At 54.4% G+C, this 26,146-nt stretch carries 26 protein-coding genes; 9 read left to right on the top strand and 17 right to left on the bottom strand.

Going from position 1 to position 26,146, the window contains the following annotated elements; genetic code table 11:
• Nucleotides 1–14 precede the first annotated feature (14 nt).
• From JJB97_RS08245 to JJB97_RS08220, 6 genes are all read right to left on the bottom strand, one after another.
• Nucleotides 15–1,559, bottom strand: coding sequence for a sugar ABC transporter ATP-binding protein (locus tag JJB97_RS08245; RefSeq protein ID WP_238713548.1), 1,545 nt, complete (start codon nucleotides 1,557–1,559; stop codon nucleotides 15–17).
• A complete protein-coding gene (locus JJB97_RS08240) occupies nucleotides 1,559–2,188 on the bottom strand; it encodes a DUF2291 family protein (RefSeq protein WP_238713547.1) in 630 nt (209 codons plus the stop codon). The genes JJB97_RS08245 and JJB97_RS08240 overlap by 1 nt, the downstream gene beginning before the upstream one ends.
• Nucleotides 2,189–2,236: 48 nt before the next feature.
• Nucleotides 2,237–3,166 carry a D-ribose ABC transporter substrate-binding protein gene (locus tag JJB97_RS08235; RefSeq protein WP_238713556.1) on the bottom strand — a complete coding sequence of 310 codons (930 nt, stop codon included), beginning with the start codon at nucleotides 3,164–3,166 and terminating at the stop codon, nucleotides 2,237–2,239.
• Between the two features lie 92 nt (nucleotides 3,167–3,258).
• Nucleotides 3,259–4,056, bottom strand: a complete 798-nt coding sequence (locus JJB97_RS08230; protein WP_238713546.1) for a GolD/DthD family dehydrogenase — start codon at nucleotides 4,054–4,056, stop codon at nucleotides 3,259–3,261.
• A 10-nt stretch (nucleotides 4,057–4,066) separates the two neighbouring features.
• Complete coding sequence (locus JJB97_RS08225) at nucleotides 4,067–4,990, bottom strand: transketolase family protein (RefSeq protein ID WP_238713545.1); 924 nt, start codon at nucleotides 4,988–4,990, stop codon at nucleotides 4,067–4,069.
• A complete protein-coding gene (locus tag JJB97_RS08220) occupies nucleotides 4,990–5,793 on the bottom strand; it encodes a transketolase (protein ID WP_238713544.1) in 804 nt (267 codons plus the stop codon). Before JJB97_RS08220 ends, JJB97_RS08225 begins: the two co-directional genes overlap by 1 nt.
• 320 nt (nucleotides 5,794–6,113) lie before the next feature.
• Between JJB97_RS08220 and JJB97_RS08215 the strand changes: the two genes are divergently transcribed.
• The 4 genes from JJB97_RS08215 (at nucleotide 6,114) to JJB97_RS08205 (ending at nucleotide 9,749) form a co-directional block, all read left to right on the top strand.
• Entirely contained in the window at nucleotides 6,114–6,905 is a 792-nt protein-coding gene (locus JJB97_RS08215) for a DeoR/GlpR family DNA-binding transcription regulator (protein WP_238713543.1), read from the top strand.
• Nucleotides 6,906–7,593: 688 nt separating this feature from the next.
• The gene (locus JJB97_RS18745) at nucleotides 7,594–7,869 is read left to right on the top strand and encodes a 2Fe-2S iron-sulfur cluster-binding protein (RefSeq protein ID WP_399198300.1); all 276 of its coding nucleotides are present in this window, start codon (nucleotides 7,594–7,596) and stop codon (nucleotides 7,867–7,869) included.
• 1 nt (nucleotide 7,870) lies between these two features.
• The gene (locus tag JJB97_RS08210) at nucleotides 7,871–8,842 is read left to right on the top strand and encodes a fatty acid desaturase family protein (protein WP_238713542.1); all 972 of its coding nucleotides are present in this window, start codon (nucleotides 7,871–7,873) and stop codon (nucleotides 8,840–8,842) included.
• Nucleotides 8,829–9,749: a DMT family transporter gene (locus tag JJB97_RS08205; protein ID WP_238713541.1), complete on the top strand. Its 921-nt coding sequence runs from the start codon at nucleotides 8,829–8,831 to the stop codon at nucleotides 9,747–9,749. Before JJB97_RS08210 ends, JJB97_RS08205 begins: the two co-directional genes overlap by 14 nt.
• Before the next feature lie 278 nt (nucleotides 9,750–10,027).
• Here JJB97_RS08205 and livF read toward each other — a convergent pair whose 3' ends face one another.
• The 5 genes from livF to livK are packed head-to-tail and all read right to left on the bottom strand — an operon-like array spanning nucleotide 10,028 to nucleotide 14,829.
• Nucleotides 10,028–10,741, bottom strand: coding sequence for a high-affinity branched-chain amino acid ABC transporter ATP-binding protein LivF (gene livF / locus JJB97_RS08200; protein ID WP_238713540.1), 714 nt, complete (start codon nucleotides 10,739–10,741; stop codon nucleotides 10,028–10,030).
• A complete protein-coding gene (gene livG, locus JJB97_RS08195; protein WP_238713539.1) occupies nucleotides 10,742–11,509 on the bottom strand; it encodes a high-affinity branched-chain amino acid ABC transporter ATP-binding protein LivG in 768 nt (255 codons plus the stop codon).
• A complete protein-coding gene (locus tag JJB97_RS08190) occupies nucleotides 11,506–12,783 on the bottom strand; it encodes a high-affinity branched-chain amino acid ABC transporter permease LivM (protein WP_238713538.1) in 1,278 nt (425 codons plus the stop codon). Before JJB97_RS08190 ends, livG begins: the two co-directional genes overlap by 4 nt.
• The gene (gene livH, locus JJB97_RS08185; RefSeq protein ID WP_238713537.1) at nucleotides 12,780–13,706 is read right to left on the bottom strand and encodes a high-affinity branched-chain amino acid ABC transporter permease LivH; all 927 of its coding nucleotides are present in this window, start codon (nucleotides 13,704–13,706) and stop codon (nucleotides 12,780–12,782) included. The genes JJB97_RS08190 and livH overlap by 4 nt, the downstream gene beginning before the upstream one ends.
• 16 nt (nucleotides 13,707–13,722) lie before the next feature.
• Nucleotides 13,723–14,829 (bottom strand): high-affinity branched-chain amino acid ABC transporter substrate-binding protein LivK, encoded by a 1,107-nt coding sequence (gene livK / locus JJB97_RS08180; RefSeq protein WP_238713536.1) that lies wholly within the window; start codon nucleotides 14,827–14,829, stop codon nucleotides 13,723–13,725.
• Between the two features lie 410 nt (nucleotides 14,830–15,239).
• Here livK and panM point away from each other — a divergent pair, with 410 nt between their 5' ends.
• Nucleotides 15,240–15,626 carry an aspartate 1-decarboxylase autocleavage activator PanM gene (gene panM / locus JJB97_RS08175; protein WP_238713535.1) on the top strand — a complete coding sequence of 129 codons (387 nt, stop codon included), beginning with the start codon at nucleotides 15,240–15,242 and terminating at the stop codon, nucleotides 15,624–15,626.
• A gap of 186 nt (nucleotides 15,627–15,812) precedes the next feature.
• On the opposite strand, the gene JJB97_RS08170 is transcribed toward panM, so the two are convergent.
• From JJB97_RS08170 to ftsY, 5 genes are all read right to left on the bottom strand, one after another.
• Nucleotides 15,813–16,916: a branched-chain amino acid ABC transporter substrate-binding protein gene (locus JJB97_RS08170; RefSeq protein WP_238713555.1), complete on the bottom strand. Its 1,104-nt coding sequence runs from the start codon at nucleotides 16,914–16,916 to the stop codon at nucleotides 15,813–15,815.
• Nucleotides 16,917–17,239: 323 nt separating this feature from the next.
• On the bottom strand, nucleotides 17,240–18,097 hold the full coding sequence (gene rpoH / locus JJB97_RS08165; protein WP_238713534.1) for an RNA polymerase sigma factor RpoH: 858 nt from the start codon (nucleotides 18,095–18,097) through the stop codon (nucleotides 17,240–17,242).
• Nucleotides 18,098–18,357: 260 nt separating this feature from the next.
• The gene (ftsX, locus tag JJB97_RS08160; protein WP_238713554.1) at nucleotides 18,358–19,419 is read right to left on the bottom strand and encodes a permease-like cell division protein FtsX; all 1,062 of its coding nucleotides are present in this window, start codon (nucleotides 19,417–19,419) and stop codon (nucleotides 18,358–18,360) included.
• Entirely contained in the window at nucleotides 19,412–20,080 is a 669-nt protein-coding gene (gene ftsE / locus JJB97_RS08155) for a cell division ATP-binding protein FtsE (protein WP_238713533.1), read from the bottom strand. The genes ftsX and ftsE overlap by 8 nt, the downstream gene beginning before the upstream one ends.
• Nucleotides 20,081–20,082: 2 nt before the next feature.
• Nucleotides 20,083–21,681 (bottom strand): signal recognition particle-docking protein FtsY, encoded by a 1,599-nt coding sequence (ftsY, locus tag JJB97_RS08150; RefSeq protein WP_238713532.1) that lies wholly within the window; start codon nucleotides 21,679–21,681, stop codon nucleotides 20,083–20,085.
• Nucleotides 21,682–21,904: 223 nt separating this feature from the next.
• Here ftsY and rsmD point away from each other — a divergent pair, with 223 nt between their 5' ends.
• Both rsmD and JJB97_RS08140 read left to right on the top strand, forming a co-directional pair.
• Entirely contained in the window at nucleotides 21,905–22,501 is a 597-nt protein-coding gene (rsmD, locus tag JJB97_RS08145; protein ID WP_238713553.1) for a 16S rRNA (guanine(966)-N(2))-methyltransferase, read from the top strand.
• Nucleotides 22,491–22,754, top strand: coding sequence for a DUF1145 family protein (locus JJB97_RS08140; protein WP_238713531.1), 264 nt, complete (start codon nucleotides 22,491–22,493; stop codon nucleotides 22,752–22,754). Before rsmD ends, JJB97_RS08140 begins: the two co-directional genes overlap by 11 nt.
• Here the strand turns inward: JJB97_RS08140 and JJB97_RS08135 are convergent.
• Nucleotides 22,751–23,116: a DUF2500 domain-containing protein gene (locus JJB97_RS08135; RefSeq protein ID WP_238713530.1), complete on the bottom strand. Its 366-nt coding sequence runs from the start codon at nucleotides 23,114–23,116 to the stop codon at nucleotides 22,751–22,753. The genes JJB97_RS08140 and JJB97_RS08135 overlap by 4 nt on opposite strands.
• A gap of 137 nt (nucleotides 23,117–23,253) precedes the next feature.
• Here JJB97_RS08135 and JJB97_RS08130 point away from each other — a divergent pair, with 137 nt between their 5' ends.
• Nucleotides 23,254–23,880 (top strand): lysoplasmalogenase, encoded by a 627-nt coding sequence (locus JJB97_RS08130; protein WP_238713529.1) that lies wholly within the window; start codon nucleotides 23,254–23,256, stop codon nucleotides 23,878–23,880.
• A gap of 75 nt (nucleotides 23,881–23,955) precedes the next feature.
• Nucleotides 23,956–26,145: a zinc/cadmium/mercury/lead-transporting ATPase gene (locus JJB97_RS08125; protein WP_238713552.1), complete on the top strand. Its 2,190-nt coding sequence runs from the start codon at nucleotides 23,956–23,958 to the stop codon at nucleotides 26,143–26,145.
• Nucleotide 26,146 lies beyond the last annotated feature (1 nt).

Raw genomic sequence — 26,146 nt, 5'->3', positions numbered from 1 at the left:
ATTCTCTCCAGCCGTTATTCCACGGGCGTTGAAGCGCTGATGAGTTTTTCGCGCGTCACTTCAGCACGCGCTAAATCGGCGGCGATACGCCCATCCGCCATCACCAGTACGCGATCGGCCAGGGCCATCACTTCATCCAGTTCCGACGACGAAAACATGACCGCCAGCCCCTGGCGCGCCATTTGCCCAATCAGGTGATACACATCGGTTTTCGCGCCCACATCGATGCCGCGCGTCGGCTCGTCGAGCAGCACCACCTCAGGTTTTGTCATCAGCGCCTTGCCCAGCACCACTTTTTGCTGATTGCCGCCGCTAAGCGAGGTGATGGGCAGTTCGCTGTCGCTAACTTTGATCGCCAGCCTTTGCACCATATCCTGCACGCCGTCACGCTCCTTTTGTTCGCTCAACCACGACCATGAGCGCCAGAAGCCGCGCAGGCTGAAATCCGACAGCGTCATGTTGGATTTGATGGACATAAGCTGCACCACGCCCTCGCCCTGGCGGTCTTCCGGCACCAGCGCAATGCCGCGCTTAAGCCGCTGCTGAAAGCTGAGTTTTTCCACCGCGCGGCCATTAAGCGCCACGCGCCCGCGCTGGCACGCCAGCAGGCCGGTCACCCCTTTGAACAACTCGGTACGCCCGGCCCCCAGCAGGCCGTAGAGGCCGATCACCTCGCCTTTACGTAAGCTAAAGGAGACGTCGTTAAGCCGGTAGCCGCCGTTCTGATGCAGCGCAGTCAACCCCTGCACCGCCAGCGCTATCTCGCCCTGAACGGCCGGCTGGTAGTCGAAGCGTTTTTTCCTGTCGCCGACCATCTGTTCGATAATCCACGGAACGCTGGCCTCACGCACTTCGCGCTCGCAGATAAAACGCCCGTCGCGAAAGATTGTGATGTGGTCGCCAATTTCCATCAGCTCTTCAAGGCGGTGGGAGATATAGATAATGGTCACGCCGCGCCGTTTAAGCTGCTCAATAACGTTAAACAGCACCCGCACTTCTGACTGGCTCAGCGCCGAGGTGGGTTCATCCATAATCAGTACGCGGGTATCTTTGGAAAGCGCGCGGGCAATTTCCACCAGTTGCTGGTGGCCAATGCCCAGCTCTCCGAGCGGCGTTTTAGGGTCCACGTCCAGCTCCAGGCGCTCAAGCAGCGCTTTCGCCAGTTGATACTGATACGTTTCGTTGATGCGCCCGCGCTGGAAGTATTCGTTAGCGATGAAAATGTTATCCATCACGTTCATATTCGGGAACAGGTTGAGTTCCTGAAAAATGATGCTGATACCGTGCTTTTCCGCCTGGTGGGTGGAACCCAGCGTTACGGGCTTGCCGTCAAGTAAAATTGTCCCGGACGACGGCGTTTCCACGCCGGCCAGCAGTTTCATCATCGTTGATTTACCCGCGCCGTTTTCACCAATGAGCACGTTGACTTTGTTGCGATAAACGCGGTAATTCACATCGTTAAGGGCGATAACGCCGGGATAGACCCGCGAGACGCCGCGCGTTTCGATAATAACGTCGCGCGCTGTCGCTTCGGGCAAGCTGTGGGCGTTCTGGCTCATCACACGCCTCCCTGCGCACGCACGGCTTTCGCGGGGGTGATTTCTGGCAGGCGGGCTGGGATATCCCAGACGCTGAATACGCCGTCTATCGTCACCGTTTCACCCGGCTGCGGATTGAACGTTTTCATCATTGCGCCCGCGCGTTCGTTAATCGCACGGCTGAAGTCGCCAAAGAGCGCCTGATCGTTAAAGTCCTGATAACTGACGCCCTTATAGCCGTCACGCAGCGCAGTGCCGCGAAGCGTCGGCCCCAGTTGCACGACCGCGGTTTCACCACGGCTGTCTTTTATGAACACTTTGCCGCTGCGTGAAGCGGTATCGACTTTCTCAACGGTGCCGCTAACGCGCACGGCGAATACGCACGGGTTTTCAGGCTGCGCGCGCCAGCCGTACTGTATGCAGGCGCTATCGAAATCATCAGCGGCGCTCAGCGCGCGCATGAGTTCGCCCGCCGGGCGCGCGTCATCGGCTATCTGCGGCACAATTTTTTGCTGCCATGTCTGGTCGATATTCGCCATATGCGGATTGGGCGGATTTTTTAAATCCGCCAGTTCCTGCCTGGATACGATACGGCAACCGCCCAGCACCGGCGCCAGTAGCATTAACGCCAGCCAGAGTTGTCTGGACATAATCGGTTCTCCTTGTGCGCCCCAGGTCTGAGCGCAACAGCGTTAGCCTCAGGATTTAAAATTAAAATCCTGCACTTTATCGGCGTTATCCTGATTAATCAGGATGCCCCGGAACATGACGCGCTGTCTGGCGGGCTTTTCGCCCTTCTGAAGATAGTTATCAAGCCAGGTTACGCCCTGCGCCGCAATAGCCTGGGCCTGGAGCATAACGGTAGCCTTAAGCGCGCCGGCTTTCACCGCATCGCGCTCGTCGTTGCTGCCGTCAATGCCGACCACAATGACGTCGCTGCGGCCTGCGGCCTTCAGCGCCGCAATCGCACCCAGCGCGACCGGGCCGTTGCCGCAAATAACGCCTTTTACGTCCGGGTGCGCCTGAAGGATGCTGTCCATAACGCGCTTGCCGTCAATCAGGGTACCTTTCGCATCCTGGCGCGCCACGCTTACCATTTCGGGATACTGGTCAATAACCTGGTGGAAAGATTTAGAGCGGGTAACGCAGTTGTTGTCGGCAAGGTTGCAGGTAAGTTCAGCGTATTTTCCTTTTTCGCCCATATCTTCCACAAACACGTTCGCCACTTCAGAACCGGCCTGGAAGTTGTTATGGGTAATCTGCGCCAGCGCCACATCGTCAACCGGAATTTCGCGGTTAATCAGCACTACCGGAATCCCCGCCTGCCGCGCTTTTTTAACAGCCGCCACGCTGGCGGTGGAATCGGCATTATCGAGAATGATGCCCTGCACTTTTTTACCAATGGCGGTGTCAATCAGCTCGTTTTGTTTTTTCACGTCTTCGTTATGGGAAAGGACGCTGGTTTTATAACCCAACGCCTTCGCTTTTTCAGTCGCCCCTTTTGCCTCCGAGGCGTAATACGGGTTATCAAGGGCGTTCACCATAATAAGGAGGGTGCCTTTATCAGCAGCGTGCGCCGCCAGGGAGAAGGCGCAGGCGGCGGTTAACAGGTTTAAACGCAATGTCATCATGATGTTCTCTCTGTATTCCCCCTGTGGGGGTTTGTTATTGTCGGGTACAGCGAAACAGCGTAATGCGTTGTTTGGTTCGCCCGCGCGGCTTACCAGATGGTGAAGCCGCCGTCTATCATCAGGTCGGCGCCGGTAATCATGTCGCTGCCGTTGCCGGCAAAGAACAGCACTGCGGCGGCGATTTCATCGGTGTAGGCGAAGCGGCCTAATGGAATCAGCTTTTTCATCGCCTCCCCCTTCTCGCCGCGCCAGGCTTTTTCACCCATCGGCGTCAGCACAACGGTAGGTGACAGGGTGTTAACGTTAATGCGGTATTGCGCGAACTCTTTCGCCATGACTTTCGTCATGCCCAGCAGCCCCGCTTTGGCTGAGGTGTAGGCCACATGGTTATCGATGGCGATGGAAGCCGCCTGCGAGGCAATATTGATAATTTTGCCGCCGCGCCCGGCCTGAATCATGCGCTTCGCCGCTGCCTGAGCGCACAGGAAGGGGCCGGTCAGGTTGACCGCAATTTGCTTATTCCACTCTCCGAACTCCGTTTCCAGCACTGGTTGCAGCATCACATAGCCTGCGCAGTTCACCAGAATATCAAGCTGGCCGTAGCGCGCGTCCACGCGGGTAAACGCCTGCTCCACCGACGCCGGGTCGGCCACGTCGCATTCAACAAACAGCACGCGCGAGGCATCGAACCGCTCTGCGGTTTGCTGCGCCTTTTCGCGTTCGAAGGCCGGATACAGCAGCGCCAGCTTCGCCCCTTTCTCCAGCAACATTTCATTGCTTGCCATCGCGATGCCGCCCAGCCCGCCGGTCACCACGGCGACTTTGTCGGTCAGGCCGCCCGTGTCGTCCACGCCGTAGCGCAGGCTGACGTCATATTCACTGCTCATCGGTCTCTCCTCAGGCAATTGCGCCCTGCGCCGCCTGTTCCAGCGTAAAGCGCAGCCCGTTGGCGTCGATATGGAACTGTTGGCGCAGCGCCTTACGGCTGCTGCTGTGGGTAAATTCGTAGGGCGGCACGCCAAGCGCGGTAAAGCGCCGGTTCAGGCGGCGCTGGTGCAGGATTTCGCCAATAATGCTGGCGAGGCCGCCGCTAATCACGTGCTCCTCCATTGAGATAACATGCGAATGCGCCGCAATGAGTTCGCATACCGCCTGAACGTCAAGCGGCCAGAGCGATGGCAGGGAAACGAGGGTAACGTTCGCCAGATCCGCCGCCAGCGCTTCATGCACGATGGTGCCAAGGCAAAACACCACGGTATCGCGCCCTTGCCGCACCACAACCGGTTTGCCGGGCGTAAAACGCGCATCACCGTTTAGCAGCGGCACTTTGTCGCTGTCCATGCGGATATAAACCGGCCCGCGGTGCGCAATAGCGTGCAGCGTCACGCCGCGCGCCTGGGCGGCATCGGCCGGCGCAAAAATTTGTAGGTTGCCAAAAGTGCGCGCAATAGCAATGTCGTTCATGCAATGGTGGGTAGCCCCAAGCGGGCCGTAGGCAAACCCGGCGTTCAGGCCAAGCATTTTGACGTTGGTGTCGGTGTAGCAGACATCGTTTTTCACCTGCTCATTGGCGCGCGCCAGCAAAAACGGCGCGGCGTTAGCCGTAAAAACGGTGCTGCCGCTTAGCGCCAGCCCGGCGGCAATGCCTACCATATTCTGCTCAGCGATACCGACATTAATCACGCGCTCGGGAAAGGCGCTTTCAAACGGCGAGATTTTTGAGGTTGAGGTGGAATCAGCAACCACAACGTTGATATTCGCGCCGCCCTGCTGGGCGTCAAGCAGGGTGGCAATAACCGCATCGCGTAAGTCTTGCATCATTAATCCTCCAGTTCCGCCAGCGCCTGGGCGAGCTGTTTGTCATCAGGCACCAGGTGGTGCCAGGCCGGGACGTTGGCCATAAAGGATATGCCGCGGCCCTTCTCGGTGCTGGCGAGGATAACGCGCGGCTTGCCGGCAGAAGGCGCGTTTACCGCCTCAACGAGCGCGACCGGATCGTGGCCGTCACACTCCAGTACCTCAAAGCCAAAAGCGCGCCATTTATCGGCCAGCGGCTCCAGCGGCATGATGGATTCGGTTTTCCCCGCCAGTTGCAGACGGTTGCGATCGACAATGGCGACCAGGTTATCAAGCTGAAATTTGCTGGCAGACATCGCCGCCTCCCAGTTGGAGCCTTCCGCCAGCTCGCCGTCGCCCAGCAGTACAAAGGCGCGACGATGCCCCCGCCCTGCCAGTTTGTTGCCAAGCGCAAGGCCGACGGCGACAGGCAGGCCGTGGCCGAGGCCGCCGGAGTTAATTTCGACCAGTTCCGGTAGTTTCTGGCGCACCGGATGGCCCGCCAGCAGGGTATCGTCACCCATATATTGAGTAAGCACTGCGGGGTCGAGCAGCCCCATCGCCGCGGCGCTGCAATAAAAGCCGCCCGCGCCATGCCCCTTGGAGAGGATGAAACGGTCGCAGTCCGGGCGCGCCTGTGCGCGATCCATTACCGCCATATAAAGCGTGCAGAGAATATCGATTTCTGAAAGATCGGCCCCGGTATGGCCTTTACCCGCCCGGTGGTTCATCTGCAGCACATAGCGCCGGGCCTGTCGCGCCGTCTTTTTGATTGCCTGTACGTCCACGCTTACCTCCAGATCGTCACGATCTTATAACTAAAAAGGCACAGATCGCTTTCATTTGATTTTCGATCGAAAATGTATAGCGTTTAATTAACCGTTTCTGTGGCGCTGATCAAAGATTAAACAAAAGCGTCTACTCTATCCTCTCACCCCGTCATCCCCGCGACAGCGCGCGTAGACATGCGCTTTGCAGATAAGTTATCCGGCGAAAAACGCATTTTCACCAGAGGTTACGAGCAAACTCGCAATCCCCCGTAACGAGCGCTACACTGCGTGGCAGATCAGAAAACAGAGCAACAGGCGCAGAATCAGGAGCATTTCGATTGAAAACCAGGAGCGAACAACTGGCGGATATGCAACAGCGCAGGGAGAAAATCCTTGAAATGATCCGCGAAGACGGCACGGTTACTGTGAAGCAACTGACCGAGGCGTTCGATCTCACGCAAGCGACGATCCGTACCGATCTGCGCGAGCTGCAAAAACAGGGGTTTGTGCAGCGCTATTACGGCGGGGCTACGCTTGCGACGGGCAAACAGAACACCGGCGCGCTGCTGCTGGAACGCCAGGTCAATCTGGAGGAGAAAAACGCCATTGGCCGCCTGGCCGCACAGCAAATCGAAAACGGCGATGCGGTCATTTTCGATTCCGGCACCACGACGACCGCTATCGTCGATCATCTGGCGCACATTCATCGTCTGTCGGTGACCACTAACGCGGTAAATATCGCGCTGAAGCTTGGCGGCGAACCAGGCATCAATATTCTGCTGACCGGCGGCACATTTAAGTTCCCGACGCTTTCCACTTCCGGGGAAAAGGCCGCAAGCTTTTTTGAAAACGTGCTGGCGGAAAAGCTGTTTCTCGCCACCGCCGCTATTTCGCCGCGCAGGGGGCTAAGCTACCCAAGTGAAACCGATATTAACGTAAAAAGCGCAATGATCCGTTCAGCGAAGACGGTGTACGTTGTGGCGGATTCCAGCAAAATTGATAAGGTGTCGATGTTCGCTCTGCCTTGCGCGTGGAGCGATATTCATTATCTGATTACCGATAAAGGGATTAGCGCCGGGGCGGTGAAGGCGTTTGAGAAACTGGGGGTAACGGTGCTGGTGGCGGGGTGATTTCAGGATCGTGGGAACCAGGCATTAGAATAATTGTTGATGTCCGGGCTAAACATATGCCTCAAAATCCAGTACGCATTTCATATTAACCGCTGGAGCTCCATACATATGGAGCTCATCACAGTAATTACTAATTCTGAATAAATCATAGCAATAATCCCGGTATGAAAAAAATTACCAATGTAGACTTTGAGCTTGTATAACACCAGCATAGTGCCGGTCCGTTAACGATACAGTTCCTCGATGGTTCACCGGCTGGTTAATGAAATACTTAAAACGGTATTAAAAACACTATAATTTAAATTGTTAAATATTTCCTTTGATATATTTCAATAGAGAAACCTTGATGCGAATCTATAATATTCAATAGGTTATAAAATAAATTGTTATTAAGTGTGCAAATATGAACTCGAAAAAATCACAAAATAACATACTAGAAAATAGCATTAGTAAGATATCTTCATCTGATTAATATCAAAAAATCAAAATGGCTCTCCAATTCATAATATTTTATGGGTGATTTTCTCTAAATCAAATAAATTAATATATATCACGATTGCATTAGCATTGAAATTAATGTTATTGTTTTGTTAAAAATTACAATCTATTGGAGCTTAAAGGATTAAGCTGATGTGAAAGCTTGAGTTACACGATCTTGTACTTAATGAATCTTTTCGATACATGGTGAATTATAGCTGAAATTACTATTAATGGTAAAGTCTTCAATTTTCCGATTGGAACAAAAATGTCTGGAGTGATAAATGAAATAGATTCTATTGACTCTCAGTGCAGGCAAGGCCAATGCGGAAAATGCTTAATTGAGATAGAAACTGGGGCACTAGGTGCTGTCAGCAATAAAGAGAAGATTTTTCTGGAGTTGATGGATCTTAACCCTGAAAAATATAGATTACTTTGCCAGTGTAGCTTGAATTCCAAATCAGTAGTAAACAGTTTTGAGGGATGAAATGAAATTTAGTAATGAAATCATGGATGAGCTAAGCAAGCTCTCAGACTTAAATAATTACCGTGGAATAATTGCTGTTGCCGGTGATTGGGGAGTAATTCTTGGTACAATAGCAATATCTATCTACATGGATAATATTTTCATTTATCTTTTTGCCGTTATAATTATAGGTACAAGACAGCGGGCTCTGGCTACAATACTCCACGAGTCAGCTCATCGTGTACTTGCAAAAAACACTAATCTAAATGATATTCTTGGAAAATACTTTAGTGGCTATACAATATTCCAGACGTTTCAAAAATATGCTAAAAGTCATGTAATTCTGCACCATAACTATCTCGGTAAAAAGAATCGTGATCCGGACTATAAATACTATATAGAAAGCGATCTTTTTCAAGAGACAACTACAAGACACTTTATAATAAAACATTTAATTAGCCCATTATTTTTAAGCAAATCCCCTTCATTTCTTAAATATTTATTAAAAAATAGGCTTGGAGATTTTAACGATCCTGAGTTTAAAAAATTATTTATATTGTGGATTACTATTGCTGCGATATCTATCTATACGAATAGCTTCCATTTGTTAGTTCTTTACTGGTTTATCCCACTCATTACATCATTTCCGATGGTTGGATGGTTTATAGAAATGGCAGAACATTTTCCCATTATCGAAAATAATAACGATATTGATCAAACATGGAACCGATTTAGTTCTAAACCTGAACTATTACTCACTGGAATGCACGCTGAGAACCTACATCTGACGCATCATCTGATGCCTAATATTCCATTCTGGAATCTTCACAAAGCTCATAATATTATGATGAGAGATCCAATTTACAAATCCAGAAATGATGACATGGGTGGCATATTCCACTCTGTTAAAGGTCGAAAATCACTTTGGAGTAAAATTCTGACTAATTATTTTACTAATCCCAGGAGCATAGAGGTTAATAATGAAAAAGGCTAAATACATAGGAATTATTTATGCTCTTCTTGCTGCAATATTTAATGGTACCGTTGGTGTGATGAGTGTTAAGCTTTTTCAGGCTGGGCTTTCATCAAGTGAAGTTGCGTTCTATAAATGTTTAATAGGTCTTTTAATTCTGATACCTGTTATAATTTTATCGGGAAAAATAAACATCACTGCTCAGTTTGTAAAATCGAAATGGATCGTAGGTTTGATATGTGCATTTCTAGGTTTTTTTGTGCTTTATCATTTCGAAACTAAAGCCTATACAACAACAAATGTATCAACGGTTGTATTTATTCTTTTTGGAAGCGCCACTGTTTTCTCTTTTTTACTATCAGCCATTTCTGAAAAACGTATTTTATCGTTAAAAGAAGTCATAACTATTGTACTCTCTGTCTATGGGTTATATTTGATTTTTTCTCAGGATGGCGAAATGAATATTACCTTAAATGAAGGGTTAATTTGTGCCATCATTGCTGGCTTGGGTTACGGAGGATTCCTTTTCCTCTCTCGAAAATTCAGGTTTGGTGCCGGTATCCCACAGATGTTTACTCTCTTACTTTTCGGTTCAATTTATTTAGCCATCCCTTTTGATAAAACAGTGAGCATTTCTTCTCTGGATATATGGAGCATCGCGCTCTTGATACTTCTGGCCATTCTTCCAACAATAGGCGGATTCTGGTGTACAACTAAGGCTCTCACTCTTACCTCAAGTCAATCCGTGCAACTGATCGAACTTTCAGAACCCATTTTTGCCATCGTTTTTAGTCTCCTGCTTTTGGGTCAAATGCCGAGCCTGGTACAAATGGCAGGAGGTGGATTTATTTTTGCTTCAATTTTCCTTCATGAGTTCAATATTATTGAACGTTTAGCGCTTTACTGGCGTTTAAAAAAAACAATGTAAAGCATGGCCACCTTATGTGGCCTTTTCTATACCACTGTCCTCTCCTGGCTACGATTGAGACATTTCAGACTGTGGTGTGAACATAATTTAGGCTCACAACATTATTTTTTTCCATCTTTGAAATAGTCATTATTGAGTAGGTCATTGCAGGAAAAACAACCTCCAACCAAGCCCTGTGCAACGATACGATATTCAAGGAACCTCTTAGCTGGAGGATCTTTTATACAAAATACGTGCGTCTGTAAAACGCACTTTAATTTCATTAACGGCTATTTCATTTACCCCCCCAGATACGCGCTTCTCACCGCTTCGTTTGCAAGCAGCGCATCGCCGGTAACTTCGAGCACCACATGGCCGTTTTCCAGCACGTAGCCACGGTCGGCGAGCTTCAGCGCCTGGTTGGCGTTCTGCTCCACCAGAAAAATAGTCATGCCCTCGGCGCGTAGCTGCTCGATGGTGTCAAAGATTTGCTGAATAATAATCGGGGCCAGGCCAAGCGAGGGTTCATCCAGCAAGAGCAGGCGCGGGTTGCTCATCAGCGCGCGGCCGATAGCCAGCATTTGCTGTTCGCCGCCGGACATGGTGCCCGCGCGCTGCGTCCGGCGTTCATGCAGACGCGGGAACAGGTCGTATACCCACTTTATACGCGTCTGATACTGCGGCCTGTCGGTAAAGAAGCCGCCCATCGCCAGATTCTCCTCCACTGTCATGCGCGAAAATACGCGGCGGCCTTCCGGCACAATCGCTACCGCCTCACGCATAATTCGCGCAGTAGCCCAGTCGGTGATATTTTTGCCGTCAAAGACTATCGTGCCGTGCGTGGCGCGCGGGTCGCCGCACAGCGTGCCAAGCAGCGTGGTTTTCCCGGCGCCGTTGGCGCCAATGAGAGTGACTATCTCTCCCCGGTTGATATACAGGCTCACCTCGTGCAGCGCCTGGATTTTGCCATAGTGCGCGCTTACCCGGTCGAAGGTTAACATCGCTTTTTCCATTTACGCTTCTCCCAGATAGGCGCGGATGACGTCAGGGTGATGACGAATCTGCTCTGGCGTGCCGTTCGCCAGCGGCGTACCCTGGTTTACCACGTAGATGCGATCCGAAATGCCCATTACCAGCTTCATATCATGCTCAATAAGCAAAATCGTGGTGTTATGTTGGTCGCGCAGCTCGACTATCAACTCATCCAGCTCTTTGGTTTCGCGCGGATTGAGGCCTGCCGCCGGTTCGTCAAGCATCAGGATTTCCGGCTGCGTAACCATGCAGCGGGCAATCTCCAGCCGACGCTGCTGGCCATAGGCCAGGTTGCCGGCCTGCCGGTTAGCGTGTTCCAGCAGACCGATACGCGCCAGCCACACGGCGGCGCGATCGAGCGCGTCAGCCTGGCTGCGGCGAAACGCCGGGGTGTTCAGCAGGCCGGAAAAAACGCCGGTTTTTATCTGCTTATGCTGGGCCACCAGCAGGTTTTCAATCACCGTCATTTCACGAAACAGACGCACATGCTGGAAGGTACGCACCACCCCGAGACGGGCGATAGCCTGGCCGGGCAACCCTTCCAGATGTTTATCGCGCAGCTTAATCGTGCCGCCGCTCGGCCTGTAAAAACCGGTCAGACAGTTAAATACTGTGGTTTTACCCGCACCGTTAGGGCCAATCAGCGAGACGATTTCGCCTGCATTAAGCTTCAGCGCAACGTTGTTAACGGCAAGCAGGCCGCCAAAGCGCATCATCAGGCCGCTGACGGTCAATAAGGGCTGACTCATGCCTGCTCTCCTTTTGCATTATCCTTTTTCAGCGCCAGGTGCGGGCGCTTCATCGGCAGCAGCCCCTGGGGACGCCAGATCATCATCAGCACCATCAGTCCGCCGAGCATAAGCATGCTGTACTCGTTGAAATCACGCATCAGCTCGCGCGACACCACCAGCAGGATAGCTGCAAGAATAACGGCGAACTGCGACCCCATGCCGCCCAACACCACAATAGCCAGCACAAAGGCTGATTCGGCAAAGGTGAAGGATTCCGGGCTGACAAATCCCTGACGTGCGGCAAACAGCGTGCCGGCAAACCCGGCGAACGCAGCGCTAATGGTAAACGCCGTGAGTTTAATGCGCGTAGGGCTTAAGCCCAACGAGCGGCAGGCGATTTCGTCTTCACGCAGCGCTTCCCAGGCGCGGCCCAGCGGCATGCGAAGCAGGCGGTTAATGACAAAAAACGTCAGCACAACCAGCAGCAGCGCCACCAGGTAGAGAAAAATCACGCGATCGCTGGGGTCGTATTTAATGTTAAAGAAGTTGCTGAAGGTATCCCAGCCGCCTTCTCGCGCCGTGCGGCTAAATTCCAGGCCAAACAGCGTCGGTTTAGGGATCTGGCTGATGCCGTTCGGGCCGCCGGTGATTTCGGTATTATTGAGCAGCAGGATGCGCACAATTTCACCAAATCCCAGCGTCACTATCGCCAGGTAGTCGCCACGCAGGCGCAGCACCGGGAAACCGAGCAGGAAACCCGCAGCGGCAGCCGTCAACCCCGCCAGCGGCAGGCACGTCCAGAAGCCCAGCCCGTAGTAGTGGTTTAAGAGCGCGAACGTATACGCGCCGATGGCGTAAAAACCGCCGTAGCCCAGCACCAGCAGGCCGGAAAGCCCCACCACCACGTTCAGCCCCAGGCCAAGAATGATATAAATCATAGTCAGCGTGGCGATATCCACCGTTCCGCGCGATACCATAAACGGCCATGCGACGGCGATAACCAGCAGCGCAATCAAAAACAGCTTTTGTTTTACCGTAGAACCGTCAATTGTCGGCAAAACAAAGCTCGGGCCGGAAACGCGCTTTAGTCCGTTTTGTACAAACGGGCGCAGAAGCTGGAACAAAAAGACTATGGCGGTGCCGATAGCAATCCACTCCCAGCGCACGGGCGCTGCGCTGTCTACAACGAGCTTTGTACCTTCCAGGCCAAGCTGTACTCCCATGAAGACCGCAGCCAGCACGAAAAACAGGGCGGCCGGGAACAATGCTCTTGCAAAATATATCGGCTTCATACTTTTTCTACCTCCGGGCGGCCCAGAATCCCGGTCGGCATTACCAGCAACACCACAATCAGCAGCGCGAAGGAAACAACGTCTTTGTATTCCGTACTCAGATAAGCGGAGGTCAGCGCCTCGGCCACGCCGAGTATCAGGCCGCCGAGCATCGCGCCAGGAATGCTGCCGATACCGCCCAATACCGCTGCGGTGAAGGCCTTCATCCCGGCCATAAAGCCAATGTACGGGTTAATAACCCCATAGAACTGACCGAGCAGCACGCCTGCTACCGCAGCCATTGCCGCGCCAATAACGAAGGTCAGGGAGATAACGCGATCGGTATTGATCCCAAGCAGACTCGCCATTTTCAGATCTTCTGCACAGGCGCGGCAGGCGCGGCCCATACGCGAATAACGGATAAACAGCGTCAAAGCCAGCATCGCCAGCACGGTTACCGTCCAGATAACTAACTGCATAGTGGTGATGGAAGCGGAGAAGCGCTCGCTGCTGCCTACCGTCCACTGGCCGCTGAACAGGCTCGGCAGCGCAATATCGCGGGAACCTTCGGTCAGGCTGACGTAGTTTTGTAGAAAAATGGACATCCCGATGGCGGAAATCAGGGCGATGAGCCTTCTGGAGCTACGCACAGGCCGGTACGCCACGCGCTCTATACTCCAGCCGTAAGCGCTGGCGATAATAATTGCGCCGATAAACCCGGCGCCCACCAGCAGCCAGCTCGCATCAATACCCATCATCAGGAGCGCTGCGATTATCATAAACGAGATGTAGCTGCCTATCATGTAAACTTCGCCGTGGGCGAAGTTGATCATGCCGATGATGCCGTACACCATCGTGTAGCCGATGGCAATGAGCGCATAAGTGCTGCCCAGCGTCACGCCATTGAACATCTGCTGCAAAAAGTAGAGGAATTGCTCAGACATAAGCGACCCGCGTGCGTTATTGCGCGGCTACCGATGAGGAACCATCGGCATGCCAGCGAAAGACACCAAATTCAAACCCCTTCAGGTCGCCTTTTTCGTCCCAGGAAAGCGGGCCGATAACCGTTTTTGCGCCATGAGCTTTGAGATCTTTCACCAGATCCTGCGGCTCTGCGCTATTGCTGCGCTCAAGCGCGGTCGCAAGCGACTGTACGGCGGCATAGGTTATCCAGACATACGGGCCGCTCGGATCTTTTTTCTGCGCCTTTAGCGCCGCAACGATGGCCTGGTTTGCCGGCTCCCGATCGTAGCGCTTAGGCATAGTCACCAGCAGCCCTTGCGCCGCATCGCCGGCAATATTAGAAAGCGAAGTGTTGCCCACGCCTTCCGGCCCCATAAACTGGATAGCCAGGCCCTGCGCGCGCGCCTGACGCAGCATTTGCCCCATTTCCGGGTAGTAGCCGCCGTAGTAAACAAAATCGATATTTTCTTTTTTCAAACGCGCCAAAAGCGCCGAGAAGTCTTTTTCACCAGCGGTGATGCCGTCAAAGAACACCACATTCGCGTTGCCCTGTTTCAGGCCATCACGCACCGAGCGCGCCAGCCCTTCGCCGTACTGTTGTTTATCATGTATGACAGCGATGCGCTGCGGCTTCACGTGGTCGAGAATATATTTCGCCGCCGTCGGTCCCTGGGCGGAATCCAGGCCCGCCGTGCGCATAATGGTGTCGTAACCGCGTTGGGTCAGTTCCGGATTGGTCGCGCCTGGGGTAATCATCAGAATACCTTTATCGGCATAGATATCGGAGGCAGGCTGCGTGGAGGATGAGCACAAATGCCCAATCACATATTTAATACCGTCATTGACTATCTTGTTGGCCACGGCTACCGCCTGTTTCGGATCGCAGGCGTCGTCATACTCCAGAGCCGTGAGTTTATTCCCCTTCACCCCGCCTTTTTCATTGATATCTTTGATAGCCTGCCGCGCGCCGTTAAATTCCATCTCGCCCCACTGCGCAACCGGGCCGGACAGCGCGCCAACAACGGCCACTCTGATATCTTCTGCCGCCGCCGCATGCGCAACAGCGAGGGCGACCACGCCCGCAATCAGTGTTTTCGCTTTCATACTGAAGCATCCCCATTCGTGATGTCGTTATTGGTTTTATTAAATTCACAACGTGCTGTTGTTTTTATAAACAGCGTTATTTTTATCTAACTGACTAACGTTACGGCCATTTTTAACGTCAGACCCCACGCCAATTACATATAATTCAGTCGATTAAACACGGATATTATGCTGTTTTAGCATCCGGATAAACAAAAAAAGCGTGAACCGCAGAATAATATATCGTTATTTTGCGCTAAAAAATCATCAAAAGTTAGCCGAGTACGCCATAAAAAAATATATTTTATGATTAATGAACCACTATTAAAGGGTTTGACTACTTGATTCGCCTGTAGAATGGCGCAATGAGAAACCCACGCATCCGTACAACCGGATACATACTTTAAGCCTGCCAACGATAAAGCCACGTTATGAAACTGACTATTGTGCGACTGCGCCGCCTGAGCGAACAGGACATTCTCGATCTCACCAAAATCTGGCCTGAATACTCGCCAAAAACCCTGACGATGGATGACGCTCACCGTATTTACGCCGCAAAGTTTAATAACCGCCTGCTGGCGGCTGTTAAAATGACGCTACGCGGCGCTCAGGCCGAGCTGGATTCGCTACGGGTAAGGGAAGCCACGCGCCGGCGCGGCGTTGGGCGATATTTACTGGAAGAACTTATACGCGACAACCCGGGCGTCAACGACTGGCGTATGGTGGATACTGGCGTAGAAGACCGAAGCGTTATGGCCGCTTTTATGCAGGCGTCAGGTTTTCGCGCACAGACCGGCGGCTGGCAAAAGCAGGATTGACAGGCCATAAAGCAGGGCGCCGTCCGGCCTGCCTTAAAAAAGATTAACCCACAAGCCACAGAGGGAGCCAAAACTTCATGCGGGCGTTTTCCTCAGCAATAAAAAACGCCGGCCAGAGCACGCCCTGACCGGCATTCGCGTACGGCGGGTCAGGCCGGCTGGCCCGTCATGCCGCCCGGCTGCGCATTATTTCGCATCGCTCGCCGTACCGTTAGCGTGCCAGGTAAAGACACCAAATTCAAACCCCTTCAGGTCGCCTTTTTCATTCCAGGCCAGCGGACCCATCACGGTATCCACGGTATTCGCCTTAAGGTATTTAACGATTTTATCCGGATCTTCAGATAACTTCAGCCCCGCAGTGAGCGCCTGCATCGCCGCATAGGTCGTCCAGACGAAAGCGCCGCTTGGATCTTTTTTCTTCGCTTTGATGGCCTCCACAATGGGCTTATTGGCAGGCACCTGATCGTAGTTCTTCGGCTTGGTCACCAGTATCCCTTCAGCAGCCTCGCCCGCAATATTCGACAGCGAAACATTAGCGACCCCTTCAGGCCCCATAAACTGCGTATTCAGACCCGCCGCACGCGCCTGGCGCAGCATCTGCCCCATTTCCGGGTGGTAACCGCCGTAATAGACAAAATCAATATTTTCTTTTTTCAGGCGCGCCACAAGCGTTGAGTAATCTTTCTCGCCTGCGGTAATGCCATCAAAAAATACCACGTCAGCGCCGCCCTTCTTCAGGCCATCGCGCACCGCACGCGCCAGGCCTTCGCCATATTGTTGCTTATCGTGTATGACTGCAATGCGCTGCGGTTTAACGTGGTTAAGAATATATTTTGCGGCCGTCGGTCCCTGATCGGAGTCCAGGCCAGTCGTGCGCAGCACCAGTTCATAGCCGCGTGCCGTCAGCTCCGGGGCAGTCGCGGCAGGCGTAATCATCAGGATGCCTTCGTCTTCATAAATATCAGACGCCGGCTGAGTGGAAGAGGAGCAAAGATGACCAATCACATATTTGATGCCGTCATTCACCACTTTGTTGGCGACGGCTACGGCCTGCTTTGGATCGCAGGCGTCGTCATATTTTACAGCAACCAGTCGGTTGCCATCCACGCCGCCTCTGGCATTGATGTCATTAATCGCCTGCTCTGCGCCTGTAAATTCCTGATCGCCATACTGCGCCACCGGGCCAGACATTGCGCCCACTACCGCGATCTTAATATCCCGCGCCAGAACCGAACTACTCATTGCCAGTGCAATACATCCTGCCAGCAAGGCTTTACCCGTCATTTTCATTCTCCCTTTTTCCGTTGTCATGGTGTTTAATTTCCACATTCCCATCCTGTTTGAAATATATCTCCATTGAACGACGCAAAATAAGCGCAGCACGAATGGAAAACTCCATTTTAACCACCGTGAACAGAGCTCCCGGCTAAAAATACTTTATTTCCTGCGAATTGAAATAAGAAATTCAACCAGCGAATAACATAATGAAAAACGATAATGAAGATGCCTTTTTGGGCAGAAGAAAGCAAAAGGAAAAACAGAAGACGGACCAGATGTAAAAACACCCCGACGTCGTCAGACCCCGGGGCGCATTTTTGCGGCGTGGCTTACATTCAGGCTTCGATAGCCGCGCGCAGTTTTTTCATTGCGTTTTTTTCAAGCTGACGCACGCGCTCTGCGGAAACGCCGTAGCGATCGGCCAGTTCCTGCAGCGTGGATTTGTTGTCTTCATCCAGCCAGCGGGCGCGGATAATGTGCTGGCTGCGCTCATCCAGCCCCTGGATGGCCACAGTCAGCTTGTCGGCTGCGTGCTCTTCCCAGTTATCGTCTTCAATGCCATCGGCGAAGTTAGACGTTTTATCCTGAAGGTAAAGCACGGGCGCCATCGGCTGGCCGTCCTGCGCGTCGTCATCGCCGGGCATGTCGAACGTCATATCCTGCGCGGCCATGCGTGATTCCATCTCACGGACGTCTTTGCTGCTTACGCCCAGTTCACGGGCCACCATTTCAACTTCATCCTGGTTGAACCAACCCAGGCGCTGCTTGGTTTTACGCAGGTTAAAGAACAGTTTACGTTGCGCTTTTGTCGTCGCAACCTTCACGATGCGCCAGTTGCGCAGCACATATTCGTGAATTTCCGCTTTAATCCAGTGAACGGCAAACGATACCAGACGCACGCCCACTTCCGGGTTGAAGCGGCGCACGGCCTTCATCAGGCCGATATTACCTTCCTGAATCAGGTCTGCCTGCGGCAGGCCGTAACCGGAATAGTTACGAGCAATATGAACAACGAAGCGCAGGTGAGACAGAATCAGCTTTTTAGCTGCTTCCAGACTGCCCTGGTAATGCAGCTTTTCAGCCAGCGCCCTTTCTTCCTCAGCCGAGAGCATCGGCCAGGCGTTGGCGGCCCGGATATATGATTCCAGGTTGCCAACCGGGGCTAAAGCCAAAGTTTGCATTTCTTTAGTCATTCAAATCCTCACATTATTGTTGGTTTCGGACTCGCCCCCATCAGGCAACGAAGCCGAACCGATACTGTGCAACGAGAATACTCAACACTTAATCATCAGACCGTGAGTTTATCCACAAGTTCAGTGTTAATTGTTAATAAAATTACATACAAATTGTGACAGAGCTATGAAAAAGCGCAGACAGAAAGAAGGTTGCGGGGTCGCAACGCCCCCTCTGCTACGGACTCCCGTAAGCAGCGGGGGATTATACCAGATATTTATTACTCGGGGGTAAAGTGACGTAAATGTTGCACCGTCGCAAGCCAGGCGGCGATCCAGCCAATCATTGCTGCAATAAGCAACAGCAGCAGGCATTCATCAAACGAAAGGCCGCTGATAGAAAATTTAGTGCCAAATACCCGCGCCACGTCGCCTACCGCAGAAGACAGGCGCAAAACCAATACTTCAGAGAGGATCAACGATAAAAACGCCCCGCTAAACCCCAGCAACGCGCCGCCGTACAAGAAAGGACGCAGGATAAACCCATCCGTCGCGCCAATAAGCTTTTGCACGTTAATGGTATCGCGGCGAGCGAAAATGCTCAGCCTGACGCTATTGCCAATAACAAGGAACACCGCTGCGACCATCAACACGCCAATCATGGCTGATACGCGCCCTACCAGCCCGGTCAGCGCGGCAAGCCGCGCAAACCAGCTATCATCCATACGCACTTCGTCCACGCCCTGAAGTTTTGCTACGCGATCGCGCAGTGTGTTGAGCGAGGCGTTGTTCTGGAAGTCGATTTTCGGCTCAATGACCGCAACCGCCGGCAGCGGGTTTTCTTCCAGCATGTCCAGCGCGCCGCCAAAACCTGACCAGTTGCGAAATTCGCCCAGCGCTTCATCACGCGAAAGATAGTTGACCTTCGCCACGCCCTGCTCGGCCTGAAGTTGGCCGACCACCTGTTGCGCTGCGTCATCATCGAGCGTTTTATCGAGATAAACGGTGATTTGCGGCGTTGGATAATACTGCGCCGCCGCCTGGCTGACGTTTTTGTAAACCATATAGCAGACGCTGGGCAGCGTCAGAGAGATAGCGATGACCATTACGGTCAGAAACGTAGCGAACGGCTTGCTGCGCAGATCGGTTAGCGCTCCCTGCCAGGCATAGCGAAACTGCTCGTTAACGGTTCCTTTACGCCCGCCGGCTTTCGCTGAAGGCGCATTTCCTCTGCCGCGCCGCGCCGCGCCGCGAATAGCGTCTTTGGTTCGCCCTACGCGGTTATTTTTATCAAAGCGGTTACTGAAACGTTTGATGCGATTTATCGCGTTGCGTTTAATCATCACAATGGCCTCCATGCAGGTGTCCATCGCTCAGGTTCAATACCCGATACGGGCGGCGGGAAATCAGCGCCAGATCGTGGGTCGCCATCAATACCGTCACGCCCACCTGATTAAACTCTTCAAACAGGCGTAAAATCCCTTCCGACAGCGCATTATCCAGGTTGCCGGTAGGTTCATCCGCCAGCAATACCGCCGGTTTGTTCACCACAGCGCGGGCGATGCCCACGCGCTGCTGTTCACCGCCTGAGAGTTGAATAGGGAAGTTTTTCGCTTTATCAAGCAGCCCAACCTTATCGAGCGCCGCCGATACGCGGCGACGGATATCGTCGCTGCTGGCGCCGGCGATGATAAGCGGGATCGCCACATTATCGTAAACAGTACGATCCATCAGCAGATGATGATCCTGAAAAATCATACCGATCTGCCGGCGTAAAAACGGCACTTCACGGCTTTTCAGGCGGCTGATGTCATGGCCGCCAAACCAGACTTTGCCCGCGCTCGGGCGCTCAATGCCGCAGATAAGCTTGAGCAGCGTGCTTTTCCCCGCGCCGGAATGGCCGGTCAGAAACGCCATTTCTCCCGGTTGCAGGTGTAGCGACACGCCCTGGAGCGCCTGCCTCCCACCGCGATAGGCCTTGCTGACTTGTTCAAAGCGAATCATTGTCAATCCTCTCGGGCAAAAAGTGCCTCAATAAAGTCGCCCGCGTTAAACGCACGCAAATCTTCAATACGCTCGCCAACGCCGATATAACGAATCGGAATGCCAAACCGATCGGCGACAGAGAAAATCACCCCGCCTTTGGCGGTGCCGTCCAGTTTAGTTAAGGTAATGCCGGTCAGCCCCACGGCTTCATGGAACAGTTTTGTCTGGCTAATGGCGTTCTGCCCGGTGCTGGCGTCGATAGTCAGCATTACTTCATGCGGCGCGTCTTCATCAAGCTTTTTCATCACGCGCACGATTTTCTTCAGCTCTTCCATCAGGTGTGATTTATTCTGCAAACGCCCGGCGGTATCGGCAATCAACACATCCACATTGCGCGCCTTCGCCGCCTGAATAGCATCAAAAATCACGGAGGCGGAGTCTGCGCCGGTATGCTGCGCCACGACAGGAATATCGTTGCGCTGGCCCCAGATCTGAAGCTGTTCTACCGCCGCGGCACGGAAGGTATCGCCTGCCGCCAGCATCACCGTTTTGCCTTGCTGCTGGAACTGGCGCGCCAGCTTACCGATAGTGGTGGTTTTCCCTACGCCGTTTACCCCGACCATGAGGATGACAAACGGCATGCGGCCTTCAATGTTTAACGGCTCGTCCGCCTTCGCCAGGATACCGCCCATTTCATCTTTTAGCAGACCGTACAGCGCCTCAGCGTCGCGCAACTGCTGGCGGGAGGCGCTTTCTGTAAGGCGTTGAATAATTTTGCGCGTGGTTTCCACGCCCACGTCGGCAATCAGCAATTGTTCTTCCAGCTCCTCAAAGAGGTCGTCGTCGATCTTCTTGCCGCGGAACAAGCCGACAAATCCGGAACCCAGGTTCTGTCTGGTTTTAATAAGGCTGCGCTTCAGGCGCGCAAAAAAGCCGTCTTTTGTCGGTTTTTCCTGTTCCGCCGGGGCGCAAGCGTGAGTCGCTAACGCGTCGGCGTCATTCGGCGGGGTCTGTTCTTTCTCGCCTTCAGCCTGTTTAAGCGTTCGCGTTGCCTCATCTTCAGCGCGCTTCGCCTCCTGCGCATGACGGGCCGCCTCTTCTGCCTGATGCTTTTGTTCTGCGGCAAAGGCGGCTTTTTCAGCGGCAAGGACGGCCTCCTGCGCGATACGCGCTTCTTCATCAGCCTGTTTACGCGCTTCAGCGCGGCGATTTTCCTGCGCGATACGCGCCTGTTCCGCGCGTTTTTCCTCTTCCTCCTGCCGGGCCGCGCGGGCGGCCTGCGCTTTTAGCTCTTCCTGCGCAACGACAGCCTCTTCTTCAACGATGCTCGCCTGCACCGCCTGCCAGACGTCAGCCTGCAGCCCGGCGACGCTGTCGTCGGCATTACGCGCGCTTTCCTGTTGGCGCTTCTCGCTTTCAACCGCCTGCTGGCTAATGTTGACGATATCTTTTGCAAAGGCGTCCGATTCAGCCTGCGTATGGGGCGTCGCCGCATCGTCAGCAGCCGGTTGCTCCGGGCTGTCCTGCCCGGGAATTTGCGTTGTTACTGACTCATCAGGCTGCGCTTTCTGGCCAAAACCCAGCCAGGAAAAAAAGCCCTTTTTCTTTTCTTTTGCCATTGGCGACTACGCTCCTCGCTGTTATTCATCGCGCAGCTACGTCCTTATGCCGCACGAGCTGAAAATAATGGCTTAGTCTAACACTTTCCCGTCGCGGCATCACTGTGCCGCAATCGGCGTAAGCCCCTGTGTTAATAGCGGGCATTCATAACACAGCCCCTACTTTCTTCGCCTCGCGCTCGCCGTTAGAATAGCCGCCAACTTTCTTCCAGTAATAAGCATGATGAAAAAAAACCAGCGCGGCGGCAGCGGCCAGATCCGCATTATCGGCGGCCAGTGGCGCGGCCGAAAGCTTCCTGTTCCGGATAGCCCAGGGTTGCGCCCCACCACAGACAGAGTTCGCGAGACGTTGTTTAACTGGCTGGCGCCCTATATCGTTGACGCCCGCTGCCTTGACTGCTTTGCCGGCAGCGGCGCGCTTGGGCTTGAGGCGCTGTCGCGTTATGCCAGCGCCGCCACGCTGCTGGAAAAAGACCGCCTGGTTGCCCGACAGTTACAGCGTAATCTTGTTACGCTTGGCGCAACCCGGGGCCAGGCTATCGCCGCCGATACGCTGGCATATCTGGCGCAATCCGGCGAACCACACGATATCGTATTTATCGACCCGCCGTTTCGCAAAGGGCTGCTGGAGGAGACGCTCGGCCTGCTGGAGCGCCACGGCTGGCTGGCTAACGGAGCGCTTATTTATGTAGAAAGCGAAGTGGAAGCCGCGGCGCCAGCCGTGCCGCAAAGCTGGGTTTTATACAGAGAAAAGGCGGCCGGGCAGGTCGCAAGCCGCCTTTATATCCGCCAAACGCAGGAGAATAACCATGCTGATTAACCTGGGGCGGCTGCTGATGCTGGGCGTCTGGGCGTTTATGCTGCTAAATCTGTTCCAGCCTTTTCCCAGGCCGCTGAATATTTTTATTAACGTGGCGATGGCGTTTACTATTCTGATGCACGGCCTGCAGTTAACGTTGCTCAAATCCACGCAGGCGAAAGGCGCCGCGCCGCTTAGCAAGGCGCAGGAGTTGCGCATTTTCGTCTTTGGCGTGTTTGAGCTGTTGGCTTTGCAAAAGCAGCAAAAGCGCTAAGGCGCGGGCGCGGGAATAAAGCCCTCATAGCGGCTGCCGCGATACCGGACGCTTCCCCTCTGCCCGACGGACAGCGCATGATACTGCGCGGCGCTGACGCGAAAGCGCATCAATGCGCCGCCGTTTAACGGGCGAAACTGCACTTCATAACGCATGCTATCCTCTACGCCTGTGACTTCACGCTGGCGCGAGCGGCGGTCGTTTGCCGGCGTTTCTCGCTTCGCTGCCACCGCCACGCTGCGGCTCGCCAGCGGTTGCGCATCGTTTTCGGCCTCTACCCGGCGCTGGTGCATAAAGCGAAACGACGCTAAAACCACAATCAGCGCCACAATAACGATGAAGAAAAAAGGGGGCTTGTTCATTATCCTGACTCCCGTTGCCGTGCTGCGCATCATAGCGCGCGCGAAGAAGCATTGTCATCCGGCTGCGTTGCCCACTAGACTGAATTCAGGCTGCATGCCCGGCGCATGCGTAAGAATAACGGATTCAGGAATTTATCATGCTGTGGTCGTTTATCGCTGTTTTCTTTTCCGGCTGGCTTTACGTGGATGCCTCCTGTCGCGGTCCCGCATGGCAACGCTGGGTCTTTAAACCCGTCACGCTATTACTGCTGCTGCTGCTGGCCTGGCAGGCGCCGATGTTCAGCGCCGCCGGTTATCTGGTGTTGGCGGGGCTGTTCGCAAGCCTTGTGGGCGATGCGCTTGCGCAATTCCCGCAGCAGCGCATGCTTTACGCCATCGGGGCGTATTTTCTGTCGCACCTGCTTTATACCATCTGGTTTGCCAGCGGTATGTCGTTCACATTTTTCTGGCCGCTGCCGCTGACGCTGCTCATTATTGGCGCGCTGTCGATCGCCATCATCTGGTCACGGCTTGATGAGTACCGCTGGCCTGTATGCACGTTTATCGGTATGACGCTGGTTATGGTGTGGCTGGCGGCGGAACAGTGGTTTATGCGCCCAACCGATAGCGCATTTTCCGGCTTTGCGGGCGCATCGCTGCTGCTGCTCGGCAATATTATCGGGTTTATCAGCCACTATCGCCGCCGTTTTCAGGCCGACAGCGCGATTGCCGCCGCCTGTTACTTTGGCGGGCATTTCCTGATTGTTCGCGCGCTTTATCTGTAGATTAGCGCTTGACTCTGGAGTCCACTCCAGAGTGTAACCTTCCGGCAATGTCAGTTTTCATTGCCGGAGGCTATGATGTCAAATCCCACACTGAATCAAACGCCGCGTTTCGAACGCGCGACGCTACGCCCGCTGGCGACGCAGCCTGGCGGTCAGCCCACCCCTGTTGCAGAAGAAACGCCTGCGCCCAAAAACACCACCCGCTATAGCTGGCAGGTTCGCGGGATGGACTGCGCGGCCTGCGCCCGTAAAGTGGAAAACGCCGTGCGCCAGCTTCCGGACGTGGCCTGCGCGCAGGTGCTGTTCGCCACTGAAAAACTGATTGTTGACGCACGCAGCGACGTACGCCACGCCGTGGAAAGCGCCGTCCAAAAAGCGGGCTATACGCTGTTGGCTGGCGGTGAAAAAGCGCCTGCGCCGTCGGGCTGGCGTGAAAACCTGCCGATGGGCGCGCTAATTGTACTGATAGCGATAAGCTGGGCGCTGAGCCGCATCTCGCCGCCTGCGGGGCAAATCGCCTTTATTTTTACCACGCTGGCAGGGCTGTGGCCCGTTGCCGGTAAAGCGCTGCGCCAAATCCGCGCCGGCACCTGGTTTGCCATTGAAACGCTGATGAGCGTAGCGGCCGTTGGCGCGCTGCTCATCGGCGCCACGGCGGAAGCGGCGATGGTGCTGCTGCTGTTTCTTATCGGCGAACGCCTTGAAGGCTTTGCGGCCAGCCGCGCAAGGCGGGGCGTAACGGCGCTGATGGCGTTACGCCCTGAAGTCGCCACGCGGTTGCGCGACGGCCAGCGTGAAACGGTTGCGCTTGCCGAATTACGCCCTGGCGACAAAATTGAAGTCGCCGCAGGCGGCCGCCTGCCCGCTGATGGCCGCCTGCTGGATGCCGCGGCAAGTTTTGACGAGAGCGCGCTGACCGGCGAATCCGTTCCGGTAGAGCATTGCCGGGGCGAAAAAGTCGCGGCGGGCGCCACCAGCGTCGATCGTAAAGTGCTGCTTGAAGTCGTCAGTGAACCGGGCGACAGCGCGATTGACCGCATTCTGCGCCTGATTGAAGAAGCCGAGGAGCGGCGCGCGCCGATAGAACGTTTTATCGATCGTTTCAGCCGCATCTATACGCCGCTTATTATGGGGCTGTCGCTACTGGTCGCCGTTGTGCCGCCTCTGGCGCTGGCCGCGCCCTGGGCGCCGTGGATCTATAAAGGATTAACGCTATTGCTTATCGGCTGCCCGTGCGCGCTGGTTATCTCAACGCCTGCGGCTATTACCTCCGGGCTGGCTGCGGCAGCCCGGCGCGGCGCGCTGATTAAAGGCGGCGCGGCGCTGGAACGCCTGGGTCGCGTGAAACAGTTCGCTTTTGACAAAACCGGCACCCTGACGGCCGGTAAACCGCAGGTAACCGCGCTGTTCCCCCTTGAGGGCATGAATGATGACGAGCTGCTGCGCCTGGCCGCCGCCGTCGAGCAGGGTTCCACGCATCCGTTAGCACAGGCAATTGCCGCCGCCGCCGCCGCTCACGGCCTTGCCATACCCGAAGCCCACGATCAAACAACGCTAACAGGCTGCGGCGTAGAGGCCCGCGTGGAAGGAAAAATGCTGCGTCTGAGCGCGCCCGGCAGGCTGCGCGAGGGCCTTCTGAGCCAGGAGATTGCGCAGTTGATCGCCCGGGAAGAGGCGTCTGGACAAACGCTGGCGGCGCTCCAGGTCGAGAGCCGCGTGGTCGGCATACTGGCTCTGCGCGATGAACCGCGTCCTGAAGCGGCGCAGGCCATATCACAGCTAACCGCGCTGGGCATCCGCAGTATTATGTTAACCGGCGATAATCCACGCGCCGCAGCCGCCGTAGCACAGCCGCTGGGGATGGATTTCCGCGCCGGGCTGCTGGCGGAAGATAAAGTCAGGGAAGTGAACGCGCTCAACAACCGCGCGCCGCTGGCGATGGTGGGGGACGGTATTAACGACGCCCCGGCCATGAAGGCCGCTACGCTTGGCATTGCTATGGGCGGCGGTACGGATGTGGCGCTGGAAACCGCCGACGCGGCGCTCACCCACAACCGGCTGAGCGAACTGGCCGTGGTGGTGCGGCTGGCGCGCGCCACACACCGCAACATTCGTCAGAACATCGCCATTGCGCTTGGGCTGAAGGCCGTTTTCCTGGTAACGACGCTGATGGGGCTAACCGGGCTGTGGCTGGCAGTGCTGGCGGACTCCGGCGCCACGGCGCTGGTTACCGCTAACGCGCTGCGGCTGTTGCGTAAAAAGTAAC

Origin of the sequence: Tenebrionibacter intestinalis, assembly GCF_016632365.1 — a bacterium.
Lineage (GTDB): Bacteria > Pseudomonadota > Gammaproteobacteria > Enterobacterales > Enterobacteriaceae > Tenebrionibacter > Tenebrionibacter intestinalis.
Note: the sequence above shows the minus strand (reverse complement) of the source record. Positions and strands in the feature narration are given on the sequence as shown.

Coding starts and splice junctions, on each gene's coding strand:
- rsmD (WP_238713553.1), top strand. CDS start 21,905: ATGAAAAAAAACCAGCGCGGCGGCAGCGGCCAGATCCGCATTATCGGC.
- JJB97_RS08240 (WP_238713547.1), bottom strand. CDS start 2,188: ATGTCCAGACAACTCTGGCTGGCGTTAATGCTACTGGCGCCGGTGCTG.
- rpoH (WP_238713534.1), bottom strand. CDS start 18,097: ATGACTAAAGAAATGCAAACTTTGGCTTTAGCCCCGGTTGGCAACCTG.
- ftsE (WP_238713533.1), bottom strand. CDS start 20,080: ATGATTCGCTTTGAACAAGTCAGCAAGGCCTATCGCGGTGGGAGGCAG.
- JJB97_RS08235 (WP_238713556.1), bottom strand. CDS start 3,166: ATGACATTGCGTTTAAACCTGTTAACCGCCGCCTGCGCCTTCTCCCTG.
- JJB97_RS08170 (WP_238713555.1), bottom strand. CDS start 16,916: ATGAAAATGACGGGTAAAGCCTTGCTGGCAGGATGTATTGCACTGGCA.
- JJB97_RS08210 (WP_238713542.1), top strand. CDS start 7,871: ATGAAATTTAGTAATGAAATCATGGATGAGCTAAGCAAGCTCTCAGAC.
- JJB97_RS08190 (WP_238713538.1), bottom strand. CDS start 12,783: ATGAAGCCGATATATTTTGCAAGAGCATTGTTCCCGGCCGCCCTGTTT.
- JJB97_RS08225 (WP_238713545.1), bottom strand. CDS start 4,990: ATGATGCAAGACTTACGCGATGCGGTTATTGCCACCCTGCTTGACGCC.
- panM (WP_238713535.1), top strand. CDS start 15,240: ATGAAACTGACTATTGTGCGACTGCGCCGCCTGAGCGAACAGGACATT.
- JJB97_RS08245 (WP_238713548.1), bottom strand. CDS start 1,559: ATGAGCCAGAACGCCCACAGCTTGCCCGAAGCGACAGCGCGCGACGTT.
- ftsX (WP_238713554.1), bottom strand. CDS start 19,419: ATGATTAAACGCAACGCGATAAATCGCATCAAACGTTTCAGTAACCGC.
- JJB97_RS08125 (WP_238713552.1), top strand. CDS start 23,956: ATGTCAAATCCCACACTGAATCAAACGCCGCGTTTCGAACGCGCGACG.
- JJB97_RS08205 (WP_238713541.1), top strand. CDS start 8,829: ATGAAAAAGGCTAAATACATAGGAATTATTTATGCTCTTCTTGCTGCA.
- livG (WP_238713539.1), bottom strand. CDS start 11,509: ATGAGTCAGCCCTTATTGACCGTCAGCGGCCTGATGATGCGCTTTGGC.
- JJB97_RS08130 (WP_238713529.1), top strand. CDS start 23,254: ATGCTGTGGTCGTTTATCGCTGTTTTCTTTTCCGGCTGGCTTTACGTG.
- livH (WP_238713537.1), bottom strand. CDS start 13,706: ATGTCTGAGCAATTCCTCTACTTTTTGCAGCAGATGTTCAATGGCGTG.
- JJB97_RS08140 (WP_238713531.1), top strand. CDS start 22,491: ATGCTGATTAACCTGGGGCGGCTGCTGATGCTGGGCGTCTGGGCGTTT.
- JJB97_RS08135 (WP_238713530.1), bottom strand. CDS start 23,116: ATGAACAAGCCCCCTTTTTTCTTCATCGTTATTGTGGCGCTGATTGTG.
- livF (WP_238713540.1), bottom strand. CDS start 10,741: ATGGAAAAAGCGATGTTAACCTTCGACCGGGTAAGCGCGCACTATGGC.
- livK (WP_238713536.1), bottom strand. CDS start 14,829: ATGAAAGCGAAAACACTGATTGCGGGCGTGGTCGCCCTCGCTGTTGCG.
- ftsY (WP_238713532.1), bottom strand. CDS start 21,681: ATGGCAAAAGAAAAGAAAAAGGGCTTTTTTTCCTGGCTGGGTTTTGGC.
- JJB97_RS08230 (WP_238713546.1), bottom strand. CDS start 4,056: ATGAGCAGTGAATATGACGTCAGCCTGCGCTACGGCGTGGACGACACG.